The sequence below is a fragment of the Streptomyces sp. NPDC002676 genome (assembly GCF_053592455.1).
Genome location: NZ_JBSFVT010000004.1, coordinates 334,044 through 356,987, shown reverse-complemented (window position 1 = coordinate 356,987; position 22,944 = coordinate 334,044). Strand labels below are relative to the sequence as shown.

Here is a 22,944-nt window from a genome sequence, read left to right as displayed (position 1 = left end):
GCCCGTGACCACCTCAAGCACCGCCACGCCGACCCCGGTCGCCCCCGTCGGAACGCCGAGCAGGTCCGGCTCGCTCGGGCCGGTCGGGCTGGTGCTCGCGGGGGGTGTCTCGGTGCAGTTCGGCGGGGCGCTCGCGGTGACCCTGATGCCCCGGGCCGGTGCCCTCGGCGTCGTCACCCTGCGCCTGTTCGCGGCGGCCGTCGTGCTCCTCCTGTTCTGCCGCCCCCGGCTGCGCGGCCACTCGCGCTCCGACTGGGGCACGGTGATCGTCTTCGGTATCGCCATGGGCGCCATGAACGGCCTCTTCTACGAGGCGGTCGCCCGCATCCCGCTGGGCCCCGCGGTCACCCTCGAAGTGCTCGGCCCGCTGGCCCTGTCCGTGCTGGCCTCGCGGCGGGCGATCAACGCCGTGTGGGCGGCGCTGGCCCTCGCCGGTGTCTTTCTGCTGGGCGGCGGAGGCTTCAGTGACCTCGACCCCGTAGGCGTCGGCTTCGCCCTGGGCGCGGGCGCCATGTGGGCGGCCTACATCGTCTTCAGCGCCCGTACGGGGCGCCGCTTCCCACAGGCGGACGGGCTGGCCCTCGCCATGGCGGTCGCGGCCCTGCTCTGCCTCCCCGTGGGCATCGCCGAGGCGGGCACCCGGCTGCTCAACCCGACCACCGCGGCCCTCGGCTCGGCGGTGGCCCTGCTCTCCTCGGTCGCGCCCTACACCCTCGAACTCCTGGCCCTGCGCCGCCTGCCCGCCTCCACCTTCGCCGTCCTCATGAGCCTGGAACCGGCCCTCGCGGCCACGGCCGGCCTTCTGATCCTCGGCCAGTCCCTCTCCGCGACCGAGGCCGCCGCGATCGCCCTGGTCATCGCGGCGAGCATCGGCGCGGTACGGACACAGGTGGGCCGGGGGAAGGCTGTCGTACCGGAGGCCTGACGGTCAGCCGGCGGGCTTCTCCCAGACCGAGACATGGCTGCGGCTCTCGCCGGTGAAGGGCCGCCGCGTCCAGTCCTCCCACCGGTCGCACAGCCGCATCCCGGCCAGCCGGGCCATCAGGTCCAGCTCGGCGGGCCACACGTACCGGAACGGGATCGAGCGGTACGAGCCCCGGCCTTCCGCGACCCTGACATGGTGCGAACTCATCGACTGGGTCGCGACGTCGTACACGTCGAAGCCGAGCCGGTCGCCGCCCACATGGAACGGCACCGCGGTCTGTCCGGGCGGAAGTCTGCGCAGGTCGGGGACCATCACCTCCACCACGAACCGGCCGCCGGGCGCCAGCTGGTCCGCGACATTGCGGAAGCAGTCCACCTGGGCGTCCTGTGACGTCAGGTTCATGATCGTGTTGAAGACCAGGTAGGCCACGAAGAAGCCGCCGCCCACCCGGGCCGTGGCGAAGTCGCCGATCGTCACCCCGATCGCCTCCCCGCCCGGCTTGGCCCGCAGCCGGGCCACCATCGCCCGGGACAGGTCGATGCCGTGCACCTCGACGCCGCGCCGCGCCAGGGGCAGCGCGATGCGCCCGGTGCCGATGCCGAGTTCCAGCGCCCGGCCGCCCGCGGCCAGCTCCGTCAGCAGGCCGACCGCCGGCTCCACGACTCGCGCGTCGAACATGTCCGCCGCCGAGTCGTCGTACGTCCTTGCGACGGACTCCCCGAAGTAGCCGTCGCCGTTCACGTCCTCACTGCCAACGTCCTCGTCGTCATCGAGCATCCGACGACCGTACGGCCCCCGCCCGTCCGGGGCGCCCGATTTTCCGGCGGCCCTCCGCAGCCTTGTCGGCCAAATTCATGCAAGCATGCTTGATTGTTTCTGGCCTCACTGACATGCTCCCCCCATGTCTGAGCCGACGCCCGTCTTCGACGACCTGCGCGAGGAAAGTGGAGAACTCGACCGTTTGGTGGCCGAGTTGAGCGAAGAGGAGTGGGGACTCGCGACGCCCGCCGCTCGTTGGAGCATCGCCCACCAGATCGCCCACCTGCACTGGACGGACCGGGCCGCGCTGCTCGCCGTCACGGACGAGGGGGGTTTCCAGGAGGTCGTGAAGCAGGCGCTCGCGGCCCCCGGCTCCTTCGTGGACGACGCCGCCGAGGAAGGCGCCCGGATCCCGGCCGCCGAGCTGCTGTCCCGGTGGCGCGAGGGACGCGCCACGCTGGACCGGGCGCTCCGGGCGGCCCCGCACGGCGCCCGCTTCCCCTGGTTCGGGCCGCCCATGTCGGCCGCCTCGATGGCCACCGGCCGCCTCATGGAGACCTGGGCCCACGGTCAGGACGTGGCGGATGCGCTGCATATGGTGCGCCCACCCACCGACCGGCTCAGGCATGTGGTCCGCATCGGGGTGCGCGCCCGGGACTTCGCCTTCGGCGTGCACGGGCTGCCCGTGCCGCAGGAGGAGTTCCGCGTCGAGGTGACCGCTCCATCCGGTGACGTGTGGACGTACGGCCCCGAGGACGCCGCGCAGCGGGTCACCGGCCCCGCCCTGGACTTCTGCCTCCTCGTCACCCAGCGCGCCCACCGCGCCGACCTCGCCGTACGCGCCGAGGGCCCGGACGCCGACCGCTGGCTCGACATCGCCCAGGCCTTCGCAGGACCGGCCGGCACCGGCCGCCCGCCCAAGGAGGCCGGGCGGTGACGGCGGGCGGCCCCCTGCGCATCGGCAACTTCTCCGGCTTCTACGGCGACCGCTTCGACGCCCTGCGCGAGATGCTCACCGGCGGCGAGGTCGACGTCCTCACCGGCGACTACCTCGCCGAACTCACCATGCTCATCCTGGGGCGGGACCGCCTCAAGGACCCGGCCGCCGGATACGCCCGCACCTTCCTGCGGCAGCTCGAAGACTGCCTCGGGCTCGCCCACGAGCGCGGCGTACGGCTCGTCGTCAACGCCGGCGGCCTCAACCCGGCCGGACTCGCCGAAGCCGTACGGGAGTTGACGCAAAGGCTCGGCATCCCCGTCCGGGTCGCGCACGTCGAAGGTGATGACCTCACCGCCGCCCACCCGGGCACCCTCGCCGCCCACGCCTACCTCGGCGGCTTCGGCATAGCCGAGTGCCTGCGGGCCGGTGCCGACATCGTGATCACCGGGCGGGTGACCGACGCCGCCCTCGTCACCGGGCCCGCCGCCGCCCACTTCGGCTGGCAGCCGGGGGAGTACGACCGGCTGGCGGGCGCCGTCGTCGCCGGGCATCTGCTGGAGTGCGGGCCGCAGGTCACCGGCGGCAACTACGCGTTCTTCGGGGAGCACGGGGCGGGGGCCGTGCGCCGGCCCGGCTTCCCGCTCGCCGAGATCCACGCCGACGGCAGCAGTGTCATCACCAAGCACCCCGGCACCGGCGGCTTCGTCGACGTCGGCACGGTCACCGCGCAGCTGCTGTACGAGACCGGCGGCGCCCGGTACCTCGGGCCCGACGTCACCACCCGGCTGGACACCGTACGGCTGAGCCAGGACGGGCCGGACCGGGTGCGGGTCGACGGCGTGCGCGGGGAGGCCCCGCCGCCCACGCTCAAGGTCGGGCTGAACCGGCTCGGCGGCTTCCGCAACGAGGTCGTCTTCGTCCTCACCGGGCTCGGCATCGAGGACAAGGCGGCGCTCGTGCGCGAGCAGCTCACCGACGCACTCGCCAAGTCACCGCCCGAGGACGTCCGTTGGGATCTCGTGCGCACCGACCGGGCCGACGCCGACACCGAGGAGACCGCCAGCGCCCTGCTGCGGCTCGTCGTACGGGACCCGGACCAGCGGACCGTCGGGCGGGCGCTCAGCGGGGCCGCGATCGAGCTGGCACTGGCCAGCTACCCCGGCTTCCATGTGCTCTCCCCACCTGGGAAGGGCGCCCCCTATGGGGTCTTCGACGCTGTGTACGTCCCCCATGGTGCCGTCGACCATGTGGCCGTCCTCCACGACGGACGCCGGGTCACCGTGGCCCCGCCCCAGGACACCCTCGCGCACGACGTCGTACCGCAGCCCCCGCTCCCCGAACCCCTCCCGCCCGGCCCCACCCGCCGCGCCCCCCTCGGCCTCATCGCCGGGGCCCGCAGCGGGGACAAGGGCGGCAACGCCAACGTGGGGGTCTGGACCCGCGCGTGCGCGGACGACGCAGCTTGGCGTTGGCTCGTGCACGAGCTGACCGCCGAACGGCTGCACGAGCTGCTGCCCGAGACCCGGCACCTGTCGGTCACCCGGCACGTGCTGCCGAACCTCCGTGCCCTCAACTTCGTGGTCGAGGGCATCCTCGGTGCGGGCGTCGCCTCCCAGCACCGCTTCGATCCGCAGGCCAAGGCCCTCGGCGAATGGCTGCGCTCCCGCCACCTGGACATCCCGGAGGCCCTGCTGTGACGGTTCTCCAGACCGCCCTCGACACCACCAGCCCCGACTACCAGTCCCACCGCGAGACCATGCTCGCCAAGCTCGCCGACCTGGAGGCCGAGCACGCCAAGGCCCTCGCGGGCGGCGGCGAGAAGTACGTCCAGCGGCACCGGGGGCGCGGCAGGCTGCTCGCCCGCGAGCGCATCGAGCTGCTGCTCGATGCGGACACCCCGTTCCTGGAACTGTCCCCGCTGGCCGCCTGGGGCAGCGACTACACCGTCGGCGCCTCCGTGGTCACCGGCATCGGCGTGGTCGAGGGCGTGGAGTGCCTGATCACCGCCAACGACCCGACCGTGCGCGGCGGCGCCAGCAACCCGTGGACCCTGAAGAAGTCCCTGCGCGCCAATGACATCGCCCTCGCCAACCGGCTGCCCTGCATCAGCCTGGTGGAGTCGGGCGGTGCGGATCTGCCGTCCCAGAAGGAGATCTTCATCCCGGGCGGCGCCGTCTTCCGGGACATCACCCGCCTCTCCGCCGCCGGCATCCCCACCGTCGCCGTCGTCTTCGGCAACTCCACGGCCGGTGGCGCGTACATCCCCGGCATGTCCGACCACGTGATCATGGTCAAGGAGCGGGCGAAGGTGTTCCTCGGCGGTCCGCCGCTGGTGAAGATGGCGACCGGCGAGGAGAGCGACGACGAGTCCCTGGGCGGCGCGGAGATGCACGCGCGCGTGTCCGGTCTCGCCGACTACTTCGCCGTGGACGAGCTGGACGCCCTGCGCCAGGCCCGCCGCGTGGTCGCCCGCCTCAACCACCGCAAGGCGTACGGCGATCCGGGCCCGGCGACACCGCCCAAGTACGACCCCGAGGAACTGCTCGGCATCGTCCCCGGCGACCTCAGGACGCCCTTCGACCCGCGCGAGGTCATCGCCCGCCTGGTGGACGGCTCCGACTTCGACGAGTTCAAGCCCCTGTACGGCACCAGCCTCGCCACCGGCTGGGCGGCCCTGCACGGCTACCCGGTCGGCATCCTGGCCAACGCGCAGGGAGTCCTGTTCAGCGAGGAGTCTCAGAAGGCCGCGCAGTTCATCCAGTTGGCCAACCAGCGCGACATCCCGCTCCTCTTCCTGCACAACACCACCGGCTACATGGTCGGCAAGGAGTACGAGCAGGGCGGGATCATCAAGCACGGCTCGATGATGATCAACGCGGTCAGCAACAGCCGGGTGCCGCATCTGTCGGTGCTCATGGGGGCCTCGTACGGCGCCGGGCACTACGGCATGTGCGGGCGCGCCTACGACCCCCGCTTCCTGTTCGCCTGGCCCAGCGCCAAGTCGGCCGTCATGGGCCCGCAGCAGCTCGCGGGCGTGCTGTCGATCGTCGCCCGGCAGTCGGCGGCGGCGAAGGGGCAGCCGTACGACGACGACGCGGACGCGGCCCTGCGCGCCATGGTGGAGCAGCAGATCGAGTCCGAGTCGCTGCCGATGTTCCTGTCCGGGCGGCTGTACGACGACGGCGTCATCGACCCGCGCGACACCCGCACCGTCCTCGGCCTGTGCCTCTCCGCGATCCACACCGCCCCCTACGAGGGCGCGCGTGGCGGCTTCGGCGTCTTCCGGATGTGAGGAATCACGTGATTTCGACTGTGCTCGTCGCCAACCGCGGCGAGATCGCCTGCCGGATCTTCCGCACCTGCGCCGAGTCGGGCATCCGGACGGTCGCCGTGCACTCGGACGCCGACGAGAACGCGCTCCACGCGCGCGTGGCCGACACGGCCGTACGGCTGCCGGGCGCGACGCCCGCCGAGACGTATCTGCGCGGCGACCTGATCGTGAAGGCGGCCCTGGCCGCCGGCGCGGACGCCGTCCATCCCGGCTACGGCTTCCTGTCCGAGAACCCCGACTTCGCCCGCGCCGTCCTCGACGCCGGCCTGGTCTGGATCGGGCCGCCGCCGGAGGCGATCGAGGCGATGGCGTCCAAGACGCGCGCCAAGCAGCTGATGGGCCTCGCGCCCCTGGCCGAGGCCGAGGTCGCCGAGGCCGACCTGCCGGTGCTGGTGAAGGCGGCGGCCGGTGGCGGCGGGCGCGGCATGCGGATCGTGCGCCGTCTGGACGAGCTGCCCGCCGCGCTGGAGGGCGCGCGCGCCGAGGCCGCGAGCGCCTTCGGTGACGGCGAGGTCTTCGTGGAGCCGTACATCGAGCACGGCCGCCATGTCGAGGTGCAGATCCTCGCGGACGCCCACGGCACGGTGTGGCCGCTCGGCACCCGCGACTGCTCCCTCCAGCGCCGCCACCAGAAGGTGATCGAGGAGGCCCCGGCGCCGGGACTCCCCGAGGCGCTCACCAAGGAGCTGCACGCGCTGGCCGTACGTGCCGCGCGCGCCGTGTCCTATGTCGGCGCCGGCACGGTCGAGTTCCTGGTCGCCGACGGCCGCGCCCACTTCCTGGAGATGAACACCCGGCTCCAGGTCGAACACCCCGTAACCGAAGCGGTGTTCGGCCTCGACCTGGTCGCCGAGCAGATCCGCGTCGCCGAGGGCCACGCCCTCCCGGCCGAACCGCCCCGCGCCCGCGGGCACGCCGTCGAGGCCCGCCTCTACGCCGAGGACCCCGCCCGCGACTGGGCCCCGCAGACCGGCACCCTGCACCGGCTCGCCGTACCCGACGGCGTCCGTCTCGACACGGGCTGCGCCGACGGCGACACCATCGGCGTCCACTACGACCCGATGCTCGCCAAGGTCGTCGCCCACGCCGCCACCCGCGCGGAGGCGGTCCGCAGGCTCGCCGGAGCCCTGGAGCGGGCGGCGATCCACGGTCCGGTCACCAACCGTGACCTGCTCGTACGCTCCCTGCGCCACGAGGAGTTCACGTCCGGCCGCATGGACACCGGCTTCTACGACCGCCACCTCGCCCGACTGACCGAGCCCGCCCCCGAGCCGTACGCCCACCCGTCTCCCACCACCGCCCTCAACGGAGTCGCTGCGCGACCACCTCTAGTTGCGCTGGCCGCCGCCCTGGCCGACGCGCACGGCCGCTCCCGCTTCGGCGGCTGGCGCAACGTGCCCTCGCAGCCGCAGGTCAAGCGGTACCAGGTGGGCGGCGAGGAGCACGAGGTCCGCTACCGGCACACCCGCCAGGGCCCGGCGGCCGACGGGGTCCGGGTCGTGCACGCCGACGCCCGTCTCGTCGTCCTCGAAGTGAACGGCGTCCAGCGCAAGTTCGAGGTGGTGCGGTACGGCGACCAGGTGTACGTCAACTCCACCGCCCTCACCGCCCTGCCCCGCTTCCCCGACCCGGCCGCCCAGCTCGTCCCCGGCTCCCTGCTCGCCCCGATGCCCGGCACGGTCGTCCGCGTCGCCGAGGGCCTGACGGAGGGAGCCGTCGTCCAGGCCGGACAGCCGCTGATCTGGCTGGAGGCGATGAAGATGCAGCACCAGATCTCGGCACCGGCCACGGGCACGCTGACGTCCCTGAAGGTCAAGCCGGGACAGCAGGTGGAACCAGGCATGTTGCTCGCCGTAGTGCAGGAAACCCCTTCTTCCTAGGAGTCCCATGACCGCCGTCATCGAATCCGAAGAGCACAAGGCCCTCCGCGCCGCCGTCGCCGCCCTCGGCAAGCGCTACGGCCGCGACTACATCACCCGCACCATCGCCGAGGGACGCCGTCCCACCGAACTCTGGTCCGAGGCGGGCAAGCTCGGCTACCTCGGCGTCAACCTGCCGGAGGAGTACGGCGGCGGAGGCGGCGGCATCGCCGAACTCTCCATAGTCCTCGAAGAGCTGGGCTCCGCCGGCTCCCCGCTGCTCATGCTCGTCGTCTCGCCCGCCATCTGCGGCACGGTCATCTCCCGCTTCGGCACCGAGGAGCAGAAGCGCGAGTGGCTGCCCGGACTCGCCGACGGCTCCCGTCTCATGGCCTTCGGGATCACCGAGCCCGACGCCGGTTCCAACTCCCACCGCATCACCACGACGGCACGGAAAGACGGCGCCGACTGGCTGCTCACCGGCCGCAAGGTCTTCATCTCCGGTGTCGACATGGCCGACGCCGTGCTGATCGTCGGCCGCACCGAGGACGCCCGCACCGGACGCCTCAAGCCCTGCCTGTTCATCGTCCCGACCGACGCCGAGGGCTTCCAGAAGCGGCCCATCGACATGGAACTCAACGCCGCCGAGAAGCAGTTCGAGCTGGTCCTGGACGACGTACGGCTGCCCGCCGACGCGCTCGTCGGCGACGAGGACGCGGGCCTGCTCCAGCTGTTCGCCGGGCTCAACCCCGAGCGGATCATGACGGCCGCGTTCGCGATCGGCATGGGCCGCTACGCGCTCGCCAAGGCCATCGAGTACGCCCGCGAGCGCAGCGTCTGGAAGACCCCCATCGGCGCCCACCAGGCCATCGCCCACCCCCTCGCCCAGGCGCACATCGACCTGGAACTGGCCCGTCTGATGATGCAGAAGGCCGCCCATCTCTACGACGCGGGCGACGACATCGGTGCGGGCGAGGCCGCCAACATGGCCAAGTACGCGGCCGGGGAGGCCTGCGTGAAGGCGGTCGACCAGGCCGTGCACACCCTCGGCGGCAACGGCCTGACACGCGAATTCGGCCTCGCCTCGCTGATAACGGGCGCGCGGGTGGCTCGTATTGCCCCGGTGAGCCGCGAGATGATTCTCAACTACGTGTCCCACCAGACCCTGGGCCTGCCCAAGTCCTACTAGACCGACAGGGCCCGGCCCTCGCCACGTTGCCGCAGCCGCTTGGAGGAACCGTGTTCCGCAGCGCGTACGCAGACGTTCCGCCCGTAGAACTCCCCATCCACGAAGCCGTGCTGGGCCATGCCGCCGACTTCGGCGACCAGCCCGCCCTCGTCGACGGCACGGACGGCACCACCCTCACGTACGAGCAAGTGGACCGGTTCCACCGGCGGCTGGCCGCCGCGCTCGCCGACGCGGGCGTCCGCCACGGCGACGTCCTCGCCCTGCACAGTCCCAACACCATTGTCTACCCGACCGCCTTCTACGCCGCCACGCGCGCGGGTGCCTCCGTCACCACCGTGCACCCGCTCGCCACGCCCGAGGAGTTCGCCAAACAGCTCGGCGACAGCGCGGCCCGCTGGATCGTCACCGTCTCCCCGCTGCTCCAGACCGCCCGCCGGGCTGCCGAACTCGCCGGCGGGGTACGGGAGATATTCGTCTGCGACAGCGCCCCCGGACACCGGTCGCTGATCGACATGCTCGCCACGACCGCGCCCGAGCCCGAGACGGCCATCGACCCGGCCGAGGACATCGCCGCGCTGCCGTACTCCTCCGGCACCACCGGCATCCCCAAGGGCGTGATGCTCACCCACCGGCAGATCGCCACCAACCTCGCCCAGCTGGAGGCCGCCGTCCCGGCCGGCCCCGGCGACCGCATCCTGGCCGTACTGCCCCTTTTCCACATCTACGGCCTCACCGCCCTGATGAACGCCCCGCTGCGCAAGGGCGCCACGGTCGTCGTCCTGCCACGCTTCGACCTCCAGACCTTCCTCGCGGCCATCGAGACCCACCGCATCACCCGCCTCTACGTCGCCCCGCCGATCGTCCTCGCCCTCGCCAAGCACCCGGCGGTCGCCCGCTACGACCTCTCCTCCCTGAAGCACGTCATCAGCGCCGCCGCCCCACTGGACGCGACCCTCGCCGCCGCCTGCGCCGAACGCCTCGGGCTGCCCCCGATAGGCCAGGCCTACGGCATGACCGAACTGTCCCCCGGCACCCACGTCGTCCCCCTGGACGCCCTGCACGAGGCGCCCGCCGGGACCGTCGGCAGACTCATCGCCGGCACCGAGATGCGGATCGTCTCCCTGGACGACCCCGGCAAGGACCTCGGCACCGAAGAGGCCGGCGAGATCCTCATCCGCGGTCCGCAGGTGATGAAGGGCTACCTGGGCCGCCCCGACGCCACCGCCGACATGATCGACACCGACGGCTGGGTGCACACCGGGGACATCGGCCGGGTCGACAAGGACGGCTGGCTGTTCGTCGTCGACCGGGTGAAGGAACTGATCAAGTACAAGGGCTTCCAGGTGGCCCCCGCCGAACTGGAGGCCCTGCTGCTCACGCACCCCGGCGTCGCCGACGCCGCCGTGATCGGCGCCTACAACGACGACGGCAACGAGATCCCGCACGCCTTCGTCGTCCGCCAGCCCGCCATCGACCTGAGCGAGAACGAGATCATGCTGTACGTCGCCGAACGCGTCGCCCCCTACAAACGCGTCCGCAAGGTCACCTTCGTCGCGAGCGTGCCCCGCGCGGCCTCCGGGAAGATCCTGCGCCGGGAACTCCGCGAACTCCCGGAGCAGCCGTGACCTTGATCGGACGCACGCGCGCGCGTGCCGTGGAAACCCTCAGCCTCGACTCCGCCGACACCCGCAACGCGCTCTCGGCCGCCCTCGTCGGCGAACTCGCCGAGGCCCTGACCGACTGCGCCAAGGACCCGGAGGTCCGCGCCGTCGTCCTCACCCACACCGGCAACACCTTCTGCGCCGGCGCCGACCTGCGGGACCCGCCCGACCCGGACGCCCTGGTCGGGACGCTCCGGCAGATCGTCGAGCTGCCCAAGCCGGTCGTCGCCCGGGTCACCGGACACGTCCGCGCCGGCGGCCTCGGCCTCCTGGCCGCCTGCGACATCTCCGCCGCCGGCCCCGCCGCCACCTTCGCCCTGACCGAGGTCCGCATCGGCGTGGCCCCGGCGGTGATCTCCCTGCCGATCATCCCGCGCGCCGACCCGCGCGCCCTGGCCCGCTACTACCTCACCGGCGAACGCTTCGACGGCCCGGAGGCCGTACGCACCGGCCTCCTCACGCTCACCGCGGACGACGTCGACGAAGCCCTCGAACCCGTCCTGGACGGCCTGCGCCGCTCCGCCCCCGAGGCCCTGGCGGAGACGAAACGGCTGCTCACAGCTAGGGTGCTGGAGACATTCGACCGGGACGCGGCGGACCTGACCGCGCTCTCGGCCCGGCTGTTCGCCTCCGCCCAGGCCCGGGAGGGGATGACGGCCTTCCTGGAAAGACGGGACGCGGCATGGGTGGTGTGAGCGGCACGGGCGGTGCGAGCGGCACGGGTACGGCCGAACGCGACCGCCTGCCCAAGCAGGACCGCAGCCGGGCCACCCGGCAGCGGCTCCTGGAAGCCGCCGTGGCCTGCCTCGCCGAGCACGGCTGGGCAGGCTCCACCGTCGCCGTCGTCGCCGAGCGCGCCGGAGTCTCCCGGGGCGCCGCCCAGCACCACTTCCCGACCCGCGAGGACCTGTTCACGGCCGCCGTCGAGTACGTCGCCGAGGAACGCTCCACCGCGCTGAGGGGACTCTTCACGGAGGGCGCCGCCGACCGCCGCGCCGTCGTCGCCGCCCTGGTCGACCTCTACACCGGCCCCCTCTTCCGCGCCGCCCTGCACCTGTGGGTCGCCGCCTCCAACGAGGAGCAGCTGCGGCTGCGCGTGACCGAGCTGGAGGCCCGCGTCGGCCGCGAGACCCACCGGATCGCCGTCGAACTCCTCGACGCCGACGAGACCCGGCCCGGCGTCCGCGAGACCGTCCAGGGCTTCCTGGACATGGCCCGCGGCCTGGGCCTGGCCAACCTCCTCACCGACGACACCGGGCGCCGCGCACGCGTCGTCACCCAGTGGGCCGACCTGCTGGAACAAGCCTTGGGCTGAACACGGCTGAACACGGCCCCCGCACTCGGCGCCATGCCCCCGTGAGGCGGGCCACACCCGTATCCGCCACGGGGCAGTACCCTTGCCCCCATGCCTCTGCTGCTCGTCCGCCGCCGCCACGTGGACTACGTGCGCGTCACGAGCATGGGCTGTCGGCCTTCGGCCTGATTCAGCCTCTTTTCTTCCGCCTTCTTACGGCATCTTCTTACGGCATCCGGGGCGCCCCGCCCACACCCGCGGCGGCCTGCCCATGGCCCACACACCCCGTGGACGCACCCATGACGACGCACACCGCATCGACGTACCCCACGACGACCCCGTCGTACGACCAACTCCCGGTCATCGACCTGTCGGCGGCCGACCGCGGCCCCCAGGCCCGCGCCCTGCTCCACGCCCAGTTGCACAGCGCCGCGCACGACGTCGGCTTCTTCCAGCTCGTCGGCCACGGCGTGACCCGGGCCGAGACGGACGCGCTCCTCGACGCCATGCGTGCCTTCTTCGCCCTCCCCGAGGCCGACCGGCTCGCCCTCGACAACATCAACTCGCCCCACTTCCGCGGCTACACGCGCACCGGGGACGAGCGCACCCAGGGCGCCCGCGACTGGCGCGACCAGCTCGACATAGGCGCCGAGCGCCCCGCCCACGTCCCCGCCGAGGGCGAGCCGCCGTACTGGTGGCTGCAGGGCCCCAACCAGTGGCCGGCCGCCCTCCCCGAGCTGCGCACCGCCGCCCTGGCCTGGATCGACAAGCTGAGCGCGGTCGCCGAGCGCCTGCTGCACGAACTGCTGACCGCGATCGGCGCGCCCGCCGACTTCTACGACCCGATCTTCGGCGCGCACGCCCACCCGCACCTCAAGCTCGTCCGCTACCCCGGCAGCGCGGGCGACGGCACCGAGCAGGGCGTCGGCGCGCACAAGGACTACGGCTTCCTCACCCTGCTCCTGCAGGACTCCGTCGGCGGCCTCCAGGTCCAGCGCGAGGACGGCCGCTTCCACGACGTCCCGCCGATCGACGGCGCCTTCGTCGTCAACCTGGGCGAACTGCTGGAGGTCGCGACCAACGGCTACCTGCTCGCCACCAACCACCGCGTGGTCAGCCCGCCCGGCGCCACCGAGCGCTTCTCGGTGCCGTTCTTCTACAACCCCCGCCTGGACGCGAAGGTCGAGCTGCTGCCCTTCCCGCACGCCTCCACGGCCCCGGGCATCACGACCGACCCCGCGAACCCGCTCTTCGCCGAGTACGGCTACAACGAGCTGAAGGGCAAGCTGCGGGCCCACCCGCTGGTGGCGGAACGGCACCACGCGAACCTGCTGACGCCGGCGGCCTGACGGGCACCGGCTTGCACGGGCCTCAGGGGCTGAGGCGCTCCACGGCCCAACTGCCGTCCGGCTGGGCCACGTAGCGCAGCCGGTCGTGCAGCCGGTTCTCGCGGCCCTGCCAGAACTCGACCGTCTCCGGAGCGATGCGGAAGCCGCCCCAGTGCGGCGGCACCGGGACCTCCTCGCCCTCCGGGTAACGGGCGCCCAGCTCGGCATAGGCGGCCTCCAGCTCGGCGCGGGAGGCGATCACCGACGACTGGGCGCTGGCCCAGGCGCCGAGCTGCGAACCGTGCGGACGGCTGCGGAAATACTCCGTGGTCTCCTCCCGGCCGGTGCGGCGGGCGAGGCCGGTGACGATGACCTGGCGGGCGACCGGGTGCCAGGGGAAGAGCAGCGAGACGTACGGGTTCTCGGCCAGCTCGCGCGCCTTGCGGGAGTCGTAGTTGGTGTAGAAGACGAAGCCGTCCGTGTCGAACTGCTTCATCAGGACCGTACGGGAGCTGGGCCGGCCTCGCTCGTCCGCCGTCGAGACGACCATCGCGTTGGGCTCGTACAGCGTGCCGTGGAGGGCAGCCCGCGCGGCGTCCTCGAACCAGCGCGTGAACTGGTCCATCGGGTGCGCGGCGAGGTCCGTCTCTTCGAGCCCCGCGGCCCGGTACTGCTTGCGCATGGCGGCGGGATCGATGGCCGGGTCGAGGAAGCGGTCGCGGTCGGTCACGCGGTCATCTTGCCGTACCGAACTCCTGGCACTCAGTGCCGCATGGTCTCCCCAACCATGGCACCCGGGGTTATCGTGCAGGTCTGCACGCGGTTTTGGGTGACCACCGGCCGATCGGGGCATCACCGGGGTGACCGCCGCCGACACATGACGAGGAGCCGCTGATGTCCGACTTCGTACCCGGACTCGAAGGAGTCGTCGCGTTCGAGACGGAGATCGCCGAACCGGACAAGGAGGGCGGCGCCCTGCGTTACCGGGGCGTCGACATCGAGGACCTGGTCGGCCACGTCTCCTTCGGGAACGTGTGGGGGCTGCTGGTCGACGGCGCCTTCAACCCCGGCCTGCCACCCGCCGAACCCTTCCCGATCCCGGTCCACTCCGGCGACATCCGCGTGGACGTACAGTCCGCGCTGGCCATGCTGGCACCGGTCTGGGGCCTGCGCCCCCTGCTCGACATCGACGAAGCACAGGCCCGCGACGACCTCGCCCGCGCCGCCGTCATGGCCCTGTCCTACGTCGCCCAGTCCGCCCGCGGCCAGGGCCTGCCGATGGTGCCGCAGCGAGAGATCGACAAGGCGAACTCGGTGGTCGAACGCTTCATGATCCGCTGGCGGGGCGAGCCGGACCCGAAGCACGTCGCCGCCGTGGACGCCTACTGGACGTCCGCCGCCGAGCACGGCATGAACGCCTCCACCTTCACGGCGCGGGTGATCGCGTCGACGGGCGCGGATGTGGCCGCAGCGCTCTCGGGCGCGGTGGGCGCGATGTCCGGCCCCCTTCATGGCGGAGCACCGTCCCGAGTCCTCGGCATGATCGAGGAGATCGAGCGGACGGGCGACGCCGAGGCGTACGTCAAGAACGCCCTGGACCGCGGCGAGCGTCTGATGGGCTTCGGCCACCGGGTGTACCGCGCCGAGGACCCCCGCGCCCGCGTCCTGCGCCGCACGGCCCGTGAACTGGGCGCCCCCCGCTTCGAGATCGCGGAGGCACTGGAGAAGGCGGCCCTGGAGGAACTCCACAACCGCCGCCCCGACCGCGTCCTGGCCACGAACGTGGAGTTCTGGGCCGCGATCATGCTGGACTTCGCCGAGGTCCCGGCCCACATGTTCACCTCGATGTTCACCTGCGCCAGGACGGCCGGCTGGTCGGCCCACATCCTCGAACAGAAGCGCACGGGCCGCCTGGTCCGGCCTTCCGCCCACTACGTGGGACCGGGGCCGCGCGGCCCGCAGGAGGTCGAGGGCTACGCGGACATCGCGCACTGACCGGGTCCCCTGAACGCAGACGACCCGCGAGCTCGGTTCCTCCGCCTGCTCGGCGGGGGAGCCGGCCGGACGTACCGGCGAGCTCGCGGGTCGGGTGACTGCTTGGGATTGGGCCGACTGCGGCGTGCTTTGCACGCACGCTGGTCCGGCACCGCACATGTTGTGGTGGCGAGCCGCTAGCCCGCAGCCACCTCACGCGTCCGGTTCTCATACATCTGCCGAACCACCTCCCTTCTCGTGTACCTCACACCCTAGGAAGTCGTCGGGAGAGGCTCAACTGTTTTTTTACGCACCAGGTCTCCGGCGCCCCGACACGGGAACCCCGGAGCCCCAGCCGCCGTATTGACACCGCATTGGTCCAGACCGCAGGGTGATCCGCGACACAGACGCTGCGAAGGGGCACCGCATGAGCGACGGCACGCCTGCCGACCTGTTCTTCGACGCCGCCATCGGCCTGCTGCAACGGGTCCGCGAGGAGGAGGCCGAGGCGATCACCGCGGCCGGCGCCCTGCTCGCCGACACTGTGGCGGCCGGTGGCCGCCTGTTCGCCTTCGGCGCCGGGCACTCCTCCCTCGCCGCCCAGGACGTCGTCTACCGCGCGGGCGGACTCGCCCTCATGAACCTGCTCGCCGTCCCCGGAGTCGTCGGCGTCGACGTCACCCCGGCGACCCTCGGCTCCGCCCTCGAACGCGTCGACGGGCTCGCGAGCGCCGTCCTGGACACCTCCCCGGTCCGTGCCGGAGACGCCCTGGTGATCATCTCCCTGTCCGGGCGCAACGCCCTGCCCGTGGAGATGGCCATGAACGCCCGCGCCCTCGGCGTGAAGGTCATCGGCGTGACATCGGTGGCGTACGCCGCGGAGACGAGGTCCCGGCACGCCTCGGGCACCTTCCTGAAGGACCACTGCGACCTCGTCCTCGACTCGAAGATCGCGGTCGGCGACGCGGAACTCACCCTCGAGACCATCCCGGCCCCCTTCGCCCCGGCCTCCACGGTCGTCACCACCGCCCTGATGCAGGCCGTCCTGGCCACCACGGCCGCCGCCCTCGCCGACCGCGGCATCGAACCCCCGCTGCTGCGCTCCGGCAACGTGGACGGCGGCCACGAGTGGAACAGCCGGGTCATGGAGGAGTACGGCGACCGGATCTTCTACCGGCGCTGAGCCCCCTGCTGCCTCCCCTTATTGCTTCGCCATCTGCGCCAGATCCAGGGCCGTGGCAATACGGGCCGCCACATCCTCCGCGTAGGCCGCGTCCGCGCGCTCGAAGCGGCTGCGGCCCGCGCCGCGCAGGAAGGTGACCACGCCCACCGTCCGCCCCCGGCTGCGCAGCACCGCGCACAGGGCGTGCACGGCGTCGTCGGGCCACTGGCGGGCCAGCGCCCACTCCCGGGCCTGCTCGGCCGGCGCCGAACCGGCGTCGGCACGCACGGTTCCGGCCCGCTCGACGCAGCTCAGCGCCGGGTGCCCCGGCTCGTAGCGCAGCGGCAGCCCGGCCGCGCCCGTGAGCAGGCTGGGGCCCGGCGCTCCGGCGGGCGTGGCGGCGAGCCGTACCAGCCGTACCGGGGCCGTCTCGTCGCCCTCCGCCCGCGGGGCGCCCGCCACGCGGTCGAGCAGGGCGTGGTCGGCGAAGCCGGCGAGGGCGAAGTCCAGGTGGACGGTGGCCGCCTCGGCCGGATCCTCGCACTCGGCGGCGGCGCGTGCCGCGCGGTGCAGCTGATTGGTGCGGAAGCGCAACAGCGCCGACTCCTGCTCGCCCTGCTTGGCCTCGGTGACGTCCTGGAAGAGCCAGCCGACCCCGAGCGGCACCGGTTCCTCGGCGAGCGGCGAGGCCAGCCGCACGAACCCGCTGCGCCAGCAGCGCCGCTTCTCGCCCTCGGGCGCGCGCACGGTCACCCACATCTCGGCGGGCGCGGGCGGGGCGCCCTCGGCCAGCACATGGGTGAGGGCGCCCTCCAGCTCCTCCACGCCCTGGGCGATCAGTTCGCCGAGCGGCCTGCCCAGCGCCGAGGTGCGGCCGGTGCCGAGCGCGCGGGCCGCGTGCGCGTTCACCACGGCGGGCCGCAGGTCGGCGTCGACGAGCACGACACCCCAGGACGCGTCCTCCAGCAGGGCCTCGCTGAGGGCGATGGACCGCTCCAGGTCGATCTGCGCGTGCACCTCGCTGAAGGCGCAGTACACGCCCGCGGGCCTGCCGTCGGGCCCGCGCACCGCGGCCGACTGGGTCCGCACGAGCACCCGGCCGCCGTCCTTGGTGACCAGGGCGAACTCGTGCACCTGCCGGCCCGGGGCATGCATGGCCGACATCAGCCGCGCCTCGACCTCCGCGGCGTCGGCGCTGCGCACCGCCCACCCGGCGAACCCGGGCCGGCCCACCGCCTCGGCCGCGGTCCAGCCCAGAATGCGCTCGGCCTCCCGGTTCCAGTGGGTGACGACCCCTTCGGCGTCGAAGGCGCACAGGGCCGCGTCCATCCCGTCGAGCAGCGCGGCGAGCAGGTCGGAGCCGCCGGGCTCCTCCGGACCGTGCGGGTCCGCAGGACCGCGCGGCTCGGGCTCGTCCGGCCCCAGCTCATCGGTGGTCCCACTCCGCCGGGATGCACTCACCTGGACCCCCTGGAGGCTGCGTCGGCGCGTGTACGGCATACGACGTACGGCGCTCGGTTCGCTCACTGGCCTTCATTCAACTCGAACGTGACACAGCCCACATCCTGTTCCCGCAAGATTGAAGGAATCAGCAAGGAATCAGCCAACTGTCGCCAGGCGCAGATCCACCCATTCGTCCCGCTCGCCGTCCAGCACGTACCGGTCGGTCTCCACGAACCCGTTCCGTACGGCGAACCGCAGCCCGTCCTCGTTCACCGCCAGCACACACGTCTCGATCCCCCCGGCACCGAGCCCGCGCGCGCGGGTGAGCCCGTCCTCGTACAGGGCGGCGCCGAAGCCGCGCCGCCGGTACCCGGGCAGCACACGCGCGATGACGGTCGCCACGGCCTGCTCCCCGGCCGGCGGGCGGACGGTGGAGCAGCCGACGAGCACGTCACCGAGGTAGGCGTTGGCCAGCCGGTAGCGCTCGTGCCGCTCCCGGGCCTCGGCCGGCGACATGGCGGCGGGCGGAACGATCACGTTGTGTACGTACCGCCACTCTTCGAGCATGAGGTCACCGTCGACGGGGGCGATTCGCAGGTCTGCCATGCGACGCAACGTACGGCCGGAAAAACCACCCCGTCCACCGCTTTCGGCGCCGGCTGCGCACCAGGCACTCGATGGGCTCGCAGCTGCGCGGGTTTACGCGGCGGCGCCCGCTTGTCAGTGGGATCCGGCAGAATTGGTGACAGGGCCAGCGCACGCGCCGGGCGAGCTTCCGGCAGAGGTAATCGAGGGGCACGTATGTCCGGACTGATCGACACCACGGAGATGTACCTCCGCACCATCCTCGAACTCGAAGAGGAAGGTGTCGTCCCCATGCGAGCCCGCATCGCGGAGCGGCTCGACCAGAGCGGGCCGACGGTGAGCCAGACGGTGGCACGGATGGAGCGCGACGGACTCGTGGCCGTGGCGAGCGACCGGCATCTGGAGCTGACCGAGGAGGGCCGCCGACTGGCCACCCGCGTGATGCGCAAGCACCGGCTCGCGGAGTGTCTGCTGGTCGACGTGATCGGCCTGGAGTGGGAGCAGGTGCACGCGGAGGCCTGCCGCTGGGAGCACGTGATGAGCGAGGCGGTGGAGCGGCGCGTGCTGGAGCTGCTGCGTCACCCGACCGAGTCGCCGTACGGCAACCCGATCCCGGGCCTGGAGGAGTTGGGCGAGAAGGACGGGGCCGACCCGTTCCTGGACGAGAGCATGGTGTCGCTGGCCGAGCTGGACGCGGGCAGCGACGGCAAGAACGTGGTCGTCCGCCGGATCGGCGAGCCCATCCAGACGGACGCGCAGCTCATGTACACGCTGCGGCGGGCGGGCGTGCAGCCCGGCTCGGTGGTGAGCGTGACGGAGTCGCCCGGCGGGGTGCTGGTGGGCAGCGGCGGTGAGGCGGCCGAGCTGGAGCCGGAGGTCGCCTCGCACGTGTTCGTGGCCAAGCGCTGACATGAGAGGGCCCCGGCGCTGTGCGGCGCCGGGGCCCGTCCTCCCCTGTGCTGACCCGGAGCCCCGAGCTCTCAGGGTCATCCCCCTCGGACCGTTTTTCCCCGAGCGGTCCGCCTCCCGCCAGAAAGATCCCCTTGGCGGCGGCGATCATTCCTTGAGGGGTGTCACTCGAACGAGGGGTGTTGTCCGCAGAGACAGATTTTTCGAATAGCTATTCGATAATCTGCGGCGGCAGTACGACACCGGCAGAACACCGGTGCGAGGCAGGCGGCGGAGCTGGGGGGTGCCAGGCCCATGGCGCGGCGTATCGATGTGACGGGAGCGGGCGGGGTGCGGCTGGCGGCCTGGGAGTTCGCCGACCCTCCCAAGACGGATCCGGGGGACCCCTTGGACCAGGCGGGTCCGGAGCCGGGTACTCCGGGCGTGCTGTTACTCCACGGGCTGATGGGACGCGCCTCCCACTGGGCGCCCACGGCCCGCTGGCTCGCCGAGCGCCACCGCGCCGTCGCGCTCGACCAGCGCGGCCACGGCCAGAGCGACAAGCCCGCACAGGCCGCCTACACCCGCGAGGCCTACGTCGACGACGTCGAGGCCGCCCTCGAACAGCTCGGCCTCGCCCCCGCCGTCCTCATCGGCCACGCGATGGGCGCCCTGACCGCCTGGCAGCTCGCCGCCAAACGCCCCGACCTGGTGCGCGGCCTGGTCATCTGCGACATGCGCGCCTCCGCGCTCGGCGCCGCCTCGCAGCGCGAGTGGGCCGACTGGTTCCGCTCCTGGCCCGCCCCCTTCGCCACCCTCGCCGACGTCCGCAAGTGGTTCGGCGAGGACGACCCCCGCCTGGAACGCCCCAACCCCTCCCGCGGCGCCTTCTACGCCGAGGTCATGCACGAGGCCGCCGACGGCTGGCGCCCCGTCTTCGAACCCGACCAGATGCTCCGCTCCCGGGAGACGTGGGTCTACGACGCCCACTGGGAGGAGCTGGCCCAGGTGCAGTGCCCCGCTCTCGTCGTCCGCGGGCTGGACGGCGAGCTGGGCCGCGCCGAGGCCCAGGAGATGGTCCGCGTCCTGCCGCACGGCGCCTACGCCGAGGTCGTCGACGCCGGGCACCTCGTCCACTACGACCGCCCGGACGCCTGGCGGTCGGCGATCGAGCCCTTCCTGGACCGGGTCCTGGTGGGCTGACGGCGGCGGCCCAGGAAGCGTTCCTGTCGCGGACGGGCGGCGCTACCCCTTGCTCACAGCCGTGAGAATCTCCGGCAGCCGGGCCGCCGTCCTCGGGGCCGCGAGCCGCAGCCCGAGCCACGTGAACCCCGCGCCGTACGCCGCGCCCACCGGCAGCAGCAGCCAGGTCCAGTCCGCGCCGCCGGCGCTCACGTGCAGCCAGACGGTGAGGGCGATGACCGGGGAGCTGATCAGGGCCGCCGCCACCATGCCGCCGAAGATGGAGATCCAGGCGATGCCGGCCTGGCCCGGGACCACGTTCTTGTGGCCCTCCTGCGGGATGGAGTACGGGAAGTGGGCCGAGGTCCACGCGCCGGTCGCCAGCATCGCCCCGAGCAGCGCGAAGGACAGCCCGAGCGCCTCCGGGATCCGGTCCCAGCCGCCCAGCAGCGCGGTCGTGAGCGCCGTGACGAGCACGGCGTACGGCAGGGTGATCAGCAGCAGGGCCAGGGCCCGTCCGCGCAGTTCGGTGTAGGCGTCCCGCGCGGAGGAGATGGTCATGGCCACCATCCAGAACGCGGAGCTGTCCTGCCCGAACTGGTTGTACATCTGCATGCCGAGCATCCCGGCGGCGAAGCACGCGAAGTAGACCGAGCCCGTGCCCTGCACCGCGTTGAACACCGGGATGATCAGCCCGATCGCCAGCGACGTCACCCACGCGGCCTTGGTCTTCGGGTCCCGCCAGATGTAGCGCAGGGTGCGTTCCATGACCGTACCCGCGCGCCCGTCCGGCAGCAGCCGCCCGAGCCCGGCCGACGTACGGTCCTGTGCCCCGGCGTCGGCGGCCTGGAGCGTGGAGCCGTCGGGCGCGGTCATCAGCCGCGTCAGGCTCCGCGCCCACACCACGACCAGGGCCGCCAACCCGGCCGCCGAAAGGGCCAGTTGGGCGGCGGCCATGCCGTACGACCCCTCGCTCGCCGCGTGCACCGCGCCCACCGCCGAGGCCGGGGGCACCCACTCCAGCACATCCGCGACCGGGTCCAGCTGCCCGAGGCCGGCCGAACCCAGCCGCTGCAGGCCGAAGTTGACCAGCTGCGCCCCGATCGCGATCACCAGACCGCTCAGCACGGCCAGATCGCGGCCCTTCCTGCTGGTCAGCAGCTGCACGTTGGCGGCGGCGACGGCCCGCGCGAGCGCCACGCAGACCAGCAGCGCGAGCACGACGGCGACGACCGCGACGGCGTACCCCGCAGCCCCGTGCGCCACGGACACCACGCATCCCACCAGCACCAGCAGCGTGAACAGCGGCCCGATGCCGACCAGGGAGGCGGCCAGCAGGGCCCGGACCAGCGGCCGGGGCCGCAGCGGCAGCATGACCAGCCGGGTCGGGTCCAGCGTCTCGTCACCGCTGGGGAAGAACAGCGGCATCACCGCCCAGCCCAGCGCCAGCACGGCCGTGCCCGGCACGGTGACGGCCGCGGCGTGCGCATTCCCGCGCAGCGCCAGCAGGCCCAGCAGTTGCAGCAGCGCGATGATCAGCGCGACGACGGCGGAGGTGACGAACGCGGCCCGCCGGCCCGCCGACTGCCTGAGCCCGTTCCGCAGCAGCGACAGCTTCAGCCGTACGACGGTGGAGGTGACGTTCGTCATCGGGCCGCCCCGCCGCCCAGCCAGTCCAGATCGGACCCCGCGTCCCGCCCTCTCGCCCCCACCAGCTCCAGGAACGCGCCCTGGAGCGTGGGATGCGCCCCGCGCACCTCCGCCAGGGTTCCGGTGGCGCGGATCCGTCCCGCGGCCATCACGGCCACCCAGTCGCACAACGACTCGACCAGCTCCATCACATGGGAGGAGAAGACGACGGTGGCGCCGGAGGCGGTGTAGCGCTCCAGGACGCCCCGGATGGTCTGCGCGGAGACCGGGTCGACCCCTTCGAACGGCTCGTCCAGGAAGAGCACCTCGGGGTTGTGGAGCAGCGCCGCGGCGAGCCCGATCTTCTTGCGCATGCCGGTCGAGTAGTCGACGACGAGCTTGTGCTGCGCCCCGGCGAGGTCGAGCACGTCCAGCAACTGCGTGGCCCGCTTGTCCACCTCGTCCCCGGGCAGCCCCCGCAGCCGCCCCGAGTAGGCGAGCAACTCCCGCCCCGACAGCCGCTCGAACAGCCTCAGCCCCTCGGGAAGCACGCCGATCCGCGCCTTGACGGCCACCGGGTCCCGCCACACGTCCTGCCCGACGACCTCGACGGTCCCCTGATCCGGCCGCAACAGCCCGGTCACCATGGACAACGTGGTCGTTTTTCCCGCCCCGTTGGGCCCGACCAGCCCGATGAACTTGCCGGCCGGCAGATCGAGATCGATCCCGCCGACAGCAACTTGCTGCCCGAATTGCTTCCAGAGCCCCCGTACATGAACTGCAACATCGGTCATG

20 protein-coding genes are annotated in these 22,944 nt (G+C 72.6%); 14 read left to right on the top strand and 6 right to left on the bottom strand.

What is annotated here, in order from left to right; genetic code table 11:
- Nucleotides 1-4: 4 nt before the first annotated feature.
- Nucleotides 5-925: an EamA family transporter gene (locus ACWD3E_RS14915; RefSeq protein WP_451387945.1), complete on the top strand. Its 921-nt coding sequence runs from the start codon at nucleotides 5-7 to the stop codon at nucleotides 923-925.
- Between the two features lie 3 nt (nucleotides 926-928).
- On the opposite strand, the gene ACWD3E_RS14910 is transcribed toward ACWD3E_RS14915, so the two are convergent.
- Complete coding sequence (locus ACWD3E_RS14910) at nucleotides 929-1,702, bottom strand: class I SAM-dependent methyltransferase (protein ID WP_451387944.1); 774 nt, start codon at nucleotides 1,700-1,702, stop codon at nucleotides 929-931.
- A gap of 124 nt (nucleotides 1,703-1,826) precedes the next feature.
- Here ACWD3E_RS14910 and ACWD3E_RS14905 point away from each other — a divergent pair, with 124 nt between their 5' ends.
- From ACWD3E_RS14905 to ACWD3E_RS14865, 9 genes are all read left to right on the top strand, one after another.
- Nucleotides 1,827-2,621 (top strand): TIGR03084 family metal-binding protein, encoded by a 795-nt coding sequence (locus ACWD3E_RS14905; protein ID WP_451387943.1) that lies wholly within the window; start codon nucleotides 1,827-1,829, stop codon nucleotides 2,619-2,621.
- Entirely contained in the window at nucleotides 2,618-4,321 is a 1,704-nt protein-coding gene (locus ACWD3E_RS14900) for an acyclic terpene utilization AtuA family protein (RefSeq protein WP_451387942.1), read from the top strand. The genes ACWD3E_RS14905 and ACWD3E_RS14900 overlap by 4 nt, the downstream gene beginning before the upstream one ends.
- Nucleotides 4,318-5,916: an acyl-CoA carboxylase subunit beta gene (locus tag ACWD3E_RS14895; protein ID WP_451387941.1), complete on the top strand. Its 1,599-nt coding sequence runs from the start codon at nucleotides 4,318-4,320 to the stop codon at nucleotides 5,914-5,916. The genes ACWD3E_RS14900 and ACWD3E_RS14895 overlap by 4 nt, the downstream gene beginning before the upstream one ends.
- Before the next feature lie 8 nt (nucleotides 5,917-5,924).
- On the top strand, nucleotides 5,925-7,835 hold the full coding sequence (locus ACWD3E_RS14890) for an ATP-binding protein (RefSeq protein WP_451387940.1): 1,911 nt from the start codon (nucleotides 5,925-5,927) through the stop codon (nucleotides 7,833-7,835).
- Nucleotides 7,836-7,842: 7 nt separating this feature from the next.
- A complete protein-coding gene (locus tag ACWD3E_RS14885; protein WP_451387939.1) occupies nucleotides 7,843-9,003 on the top strand; it encodes an acyl-CoA dehydrogenase family protein in 1,161 nt (386 codons plus the stop codon).
- A gap of 50 nt (nucleotides 9,004-9,053) precedes the next feature.
- On the top strand, nucleotides 9,054-10,628 hold the full coding sequence (locus ACWD3E_RS14880) for a 4-coumarate--CoA ligase family protein (protein WP_451387938.1): 1,575 nt from the start codon (nucleotides 9,054-9,056) through the stop codon (nucleotides 10,626-10,628).
- Nucleotides 10,625-11,359 (top strand): enoyl-CoA hydratase family protein, encoded by a 735-nt coding sequence (locus ACWD3E_RS14875; RefSeq protein ID WP_451387937.1) that lies wholly within the window; start codon nucleotides 10,625-10,627, stop codon nucleotides 11,357-11,359. The genes ACWD3E_RS14880 and ACWD3E_RS14875 overlap by 4 nt, the downstream gene beginning before the upstream one ends.
- Nucleotides 11,347-11,979, top strand: a complete 633-nt coding sequence (locus ACWD3E_RS14870) for a TetR/AcrR family transcriptional regulator (protein WP_451387936.1) — start codon at nucleotides 11,347-11,349, stop codon at nucleotides 11,977-11,979. The genes ACWD3E_RS14875 and ACWD3E_RS14870 overlap by 13 nt, the downstream gene beginning before the upstream one ends.
- Before the next feature lie 278 nt (nucleotides 11,980-12,257).
- The gene (locus tag ACWD3E_RS14865; RefSeq protein ID WP_451387935.1) at nucleotides 12,258-13,307 is read left to right on the top strand and encodes an isopenicillin N synthase family dioxygenase; all 1,050 of its coding nucleotides are present in this window, start codon (nucleotides 12,258-12,260) and stop codon (nucleotides 13,305-13,307) included.
- Nucleotides 13,308-13,329: 22 nt separating this feature from the next.
- On the opposite strand, the gene pdxH is transcribed toward ACWD3E_RS14865, so the two are convergent.
- Nucleotides 13,330-14,016 carry a pyridoxamine 5'-phosphate oxidase gene (gene pdxH, locus ACWD3E_RS14860; protein ID WP_451387934.1) on the bottom strand — a complete coding sequence of 229 codons (687 nt, stop codon included), beginning with the start codon at nucleotides 14,014-14,016 and terminating at the stop codon, nucleotides 13,330-13,332.
- Between the two features lie 164 nt (nucleotides 14,017-14,180).
- On the opposite strand from pdxH, the gene ACWD3E_RS14855 reads away from it, so the two are divergent.
- Nucleotides 14,181-15,281 carry a citrate synthase 2 gene (locus ACWD3E_RS14855; RefSeq protein ID WP_451387933.1) on the top strand — a complete coding sequence of 367 codons (1,101 nt, stop codon included), beginning with the start codon at nucleotides 14,181-14,183 and terminating at the stop codon, nucleotides 15,279-15,281.
- Between the two features lie 406 nt (nucleotides 15,282-15,687).
- Nucleotides 15,688-16,443: an SIS domain-containing protein gene (locus ACWD3E_RS14850; protein WP_451387932.1), complete on the top strand. Its 756-nt coding sequence runs from the start codon at nucleotides 15,688-15,690 to the stop codon at nucleotides 16,441-16,443.
- A gap of 18 nt (nucleotides 16,444-16,461) precedes the next feature.
- Here ACWD3E_RS14850 and ACWD3E_RS14845 read toward each other — a convergent pair whose 3' ends face one another.
- Both ACWD3E_RS14845 and ACWD3E_RS14840 read right to left on the bottom strand, forming a co-directional pair.
- On the bottom strand, nucleotides 16,462-17,922 hold the full coding sequence (locus tag ACWD3E_RS14845; protein WP_451388151.1) for a PAS domain-containing protein: 1,461 nt from the start codon (nucleotides 17,920-17,922) through the stop codon (nucleotides 16,462-16,464).
- Nucleotides 17,923-18,021: 99 nt separating this feature from the next.
- Complete coding sequence (locus ACWD3E_RS14840; protein ID WP_451387931.1) at nucleotides 18,022-18,471, bottom strand: GNAT family N-acetyltransferase; 450 nt, start codon at nucleotides 18,469-18,471, stop codon at nucleotides 18,022-18,024.
- Nucleotides 18,472-18,666: 195 nt separating this feature from the next.
- On the opposite strand from ACWD3E_RS14840, the gene ACWD3E_RS14835 reads away from it, so the two are divergent.
- Both ACWD3E_RS14835 and ACWD3E_RS14830 read left to right on the top strand, forming a co-directional pair.
- On the top strand, nucleotides 18,667-19,359 hold the full coding sequence (locus tag ACWD3E_RS14835) for a metal-dependent transcriptional regulator (protein ID WP_451387930.1): 693 nt from the start codon (nucleotides 18,667-18,669) through the stop codon (nucleotides 19,357-19,359).
- A gap of 294 nt (nucleotides 19,360-19,653) precedes the next feature.
- Nucleotides 19,654-20,541 carry an alpha/beta fold hydrolase gene (locus ACWD3E_RS14830; RefSeq protein ID WP_451387929.1) on the top strand — a complete coding sequence of 296 codons (888 nt, stop codon included), beginning with the start codon at nucleotides 19,654-19,656 and terminating at the stop codon, nucleotides 20,539-20,541.
- Between the two features lie 42 nt (nucleotides 20,542-20,583).
- On the opposite strand, the gene ACWD3E_RS14825 is transcribed toward ACWD3E_RS14830, so the two are convergent.
- Nucleotides 20,584-22,170, bottom strand: coding sequence for a transporter (locus tag ACWD3E_RS14825; protein WP_451387928.1), 1,587 nt, complete (start codon nucleotides 22,168-22,170; stop codon nucleotides 20,584-20,586).
- Nucleotides 22,167-22,943, bottom strand: a complete 777-nt coding sequence (locus ACWD3E_RS14820; RefSeq protein ID WP_451350634.1) for an ABC transporter ATP-binding protein — start codon at nucleotides 22,941-22,943, stop codon at nucleotides 22,167-22,169. Before ACWD3E_RS14820 ends, ACWD3E_RS14825 begins: the two co-directional genes overlap by 4 nt.
- Nucleotide 22,944: the final 1 nt, after the last annotated feature.

Bases quoted from the DNA above. Each gene is read 5' to 3' on its own strand.
- ACWD3E_RS14910 (WP_451387944.1), bottom strand. From the start codon at position 1,702: ATGCTCGATGACGACGAGGACGTTGGCAGTGAGGACGTGAACGGCGAC.
- ACWD3E_RS14905 (WP_451387943.1), top strand. From the start codon at position 1,827: ATGTCTGAGCCGACGCCCGTCTTCGACGACCTGCGCGAGGAAAGTGGA.
- ACWD3E_RS14885 (WP_451387939.1), top strand. From the start codon at position 7,843: ATGACCGCCGTCATCGAATCCGAAGAGCACAAGGCCCTCCGCGCCGCC.
- ACWD3E_RS14870 (WP_451387936.1), top strand. From the start codon at position 11,347: ATGGGTGGTGTGAGCGGCACGGGCGGTGCGAGCGGCACGGGTACGGCC.
- ACWD3E_RS14865 (WP_451387935.1), top strand. From the start codon at position 12,258: ATGACGACGCACACCGCATCGACGTACCCCACGACGACCCCGTCGTAC.
- ACWD3E_RS14855 (WP_451387933.1), top strand. From the start codon at position 14,181: ATGTCCGACTTCGTACCCGGACTCGAAGGAGTCGTCGCGTTCGAGACG.
- ACWD3E_RS14850 (WP_451387932.1), top strand. From the start codon at position 15,688: ATGAGCGACGGCACGCCTGCCGACCTGTTCTTCGACGCCGCCATCGGC.
- ACWD3E_RS14845 (WP_451388151.1), bottom strand. From the start codon at position 17,922: ATGCCGTACACGCGCCGACGCAGCCTCCAGGGGGTCCAGGTGAGTGCA.
- ACWD3E_RS14840 (WP_451387931.1), bottom strand. From the start codon at position 18,471: ATGGCAGACCTGCGAATCGCCCCCGTCGACGGTGACCTCATGCTCGAA.
- ACWD3E_RS14835 (WP_451387930.1), top strand. From the start codon at position 18,667: ATGTCCGGACTGATCGACACCACGGAGATGTACCTCCGCACCATCCTC.
- ACWD3E_RS14830 (WP_451387929.1), top strand. From the start codon at position 19,654: ATGGCGCGGCGTATCGATGTGACGGGAGCGGGCGGGGTGCGGCTGGCG.
- ACWD3E_RS14825 (WP_451387928.1), bottom strand. From the start codon at position 22,170: ATGACGAACGTCACCTCCACCGTCGTACGGCTGAAGCTGTCGCTGCTG.
- ACWD3E_RS14820 (WP_451350634.1), bottom strand. From the start codon at position 22,943: ATGACCGATGTTGCAGTTCATGTACGGGGGCTCTGGAAGCAATTCGGG.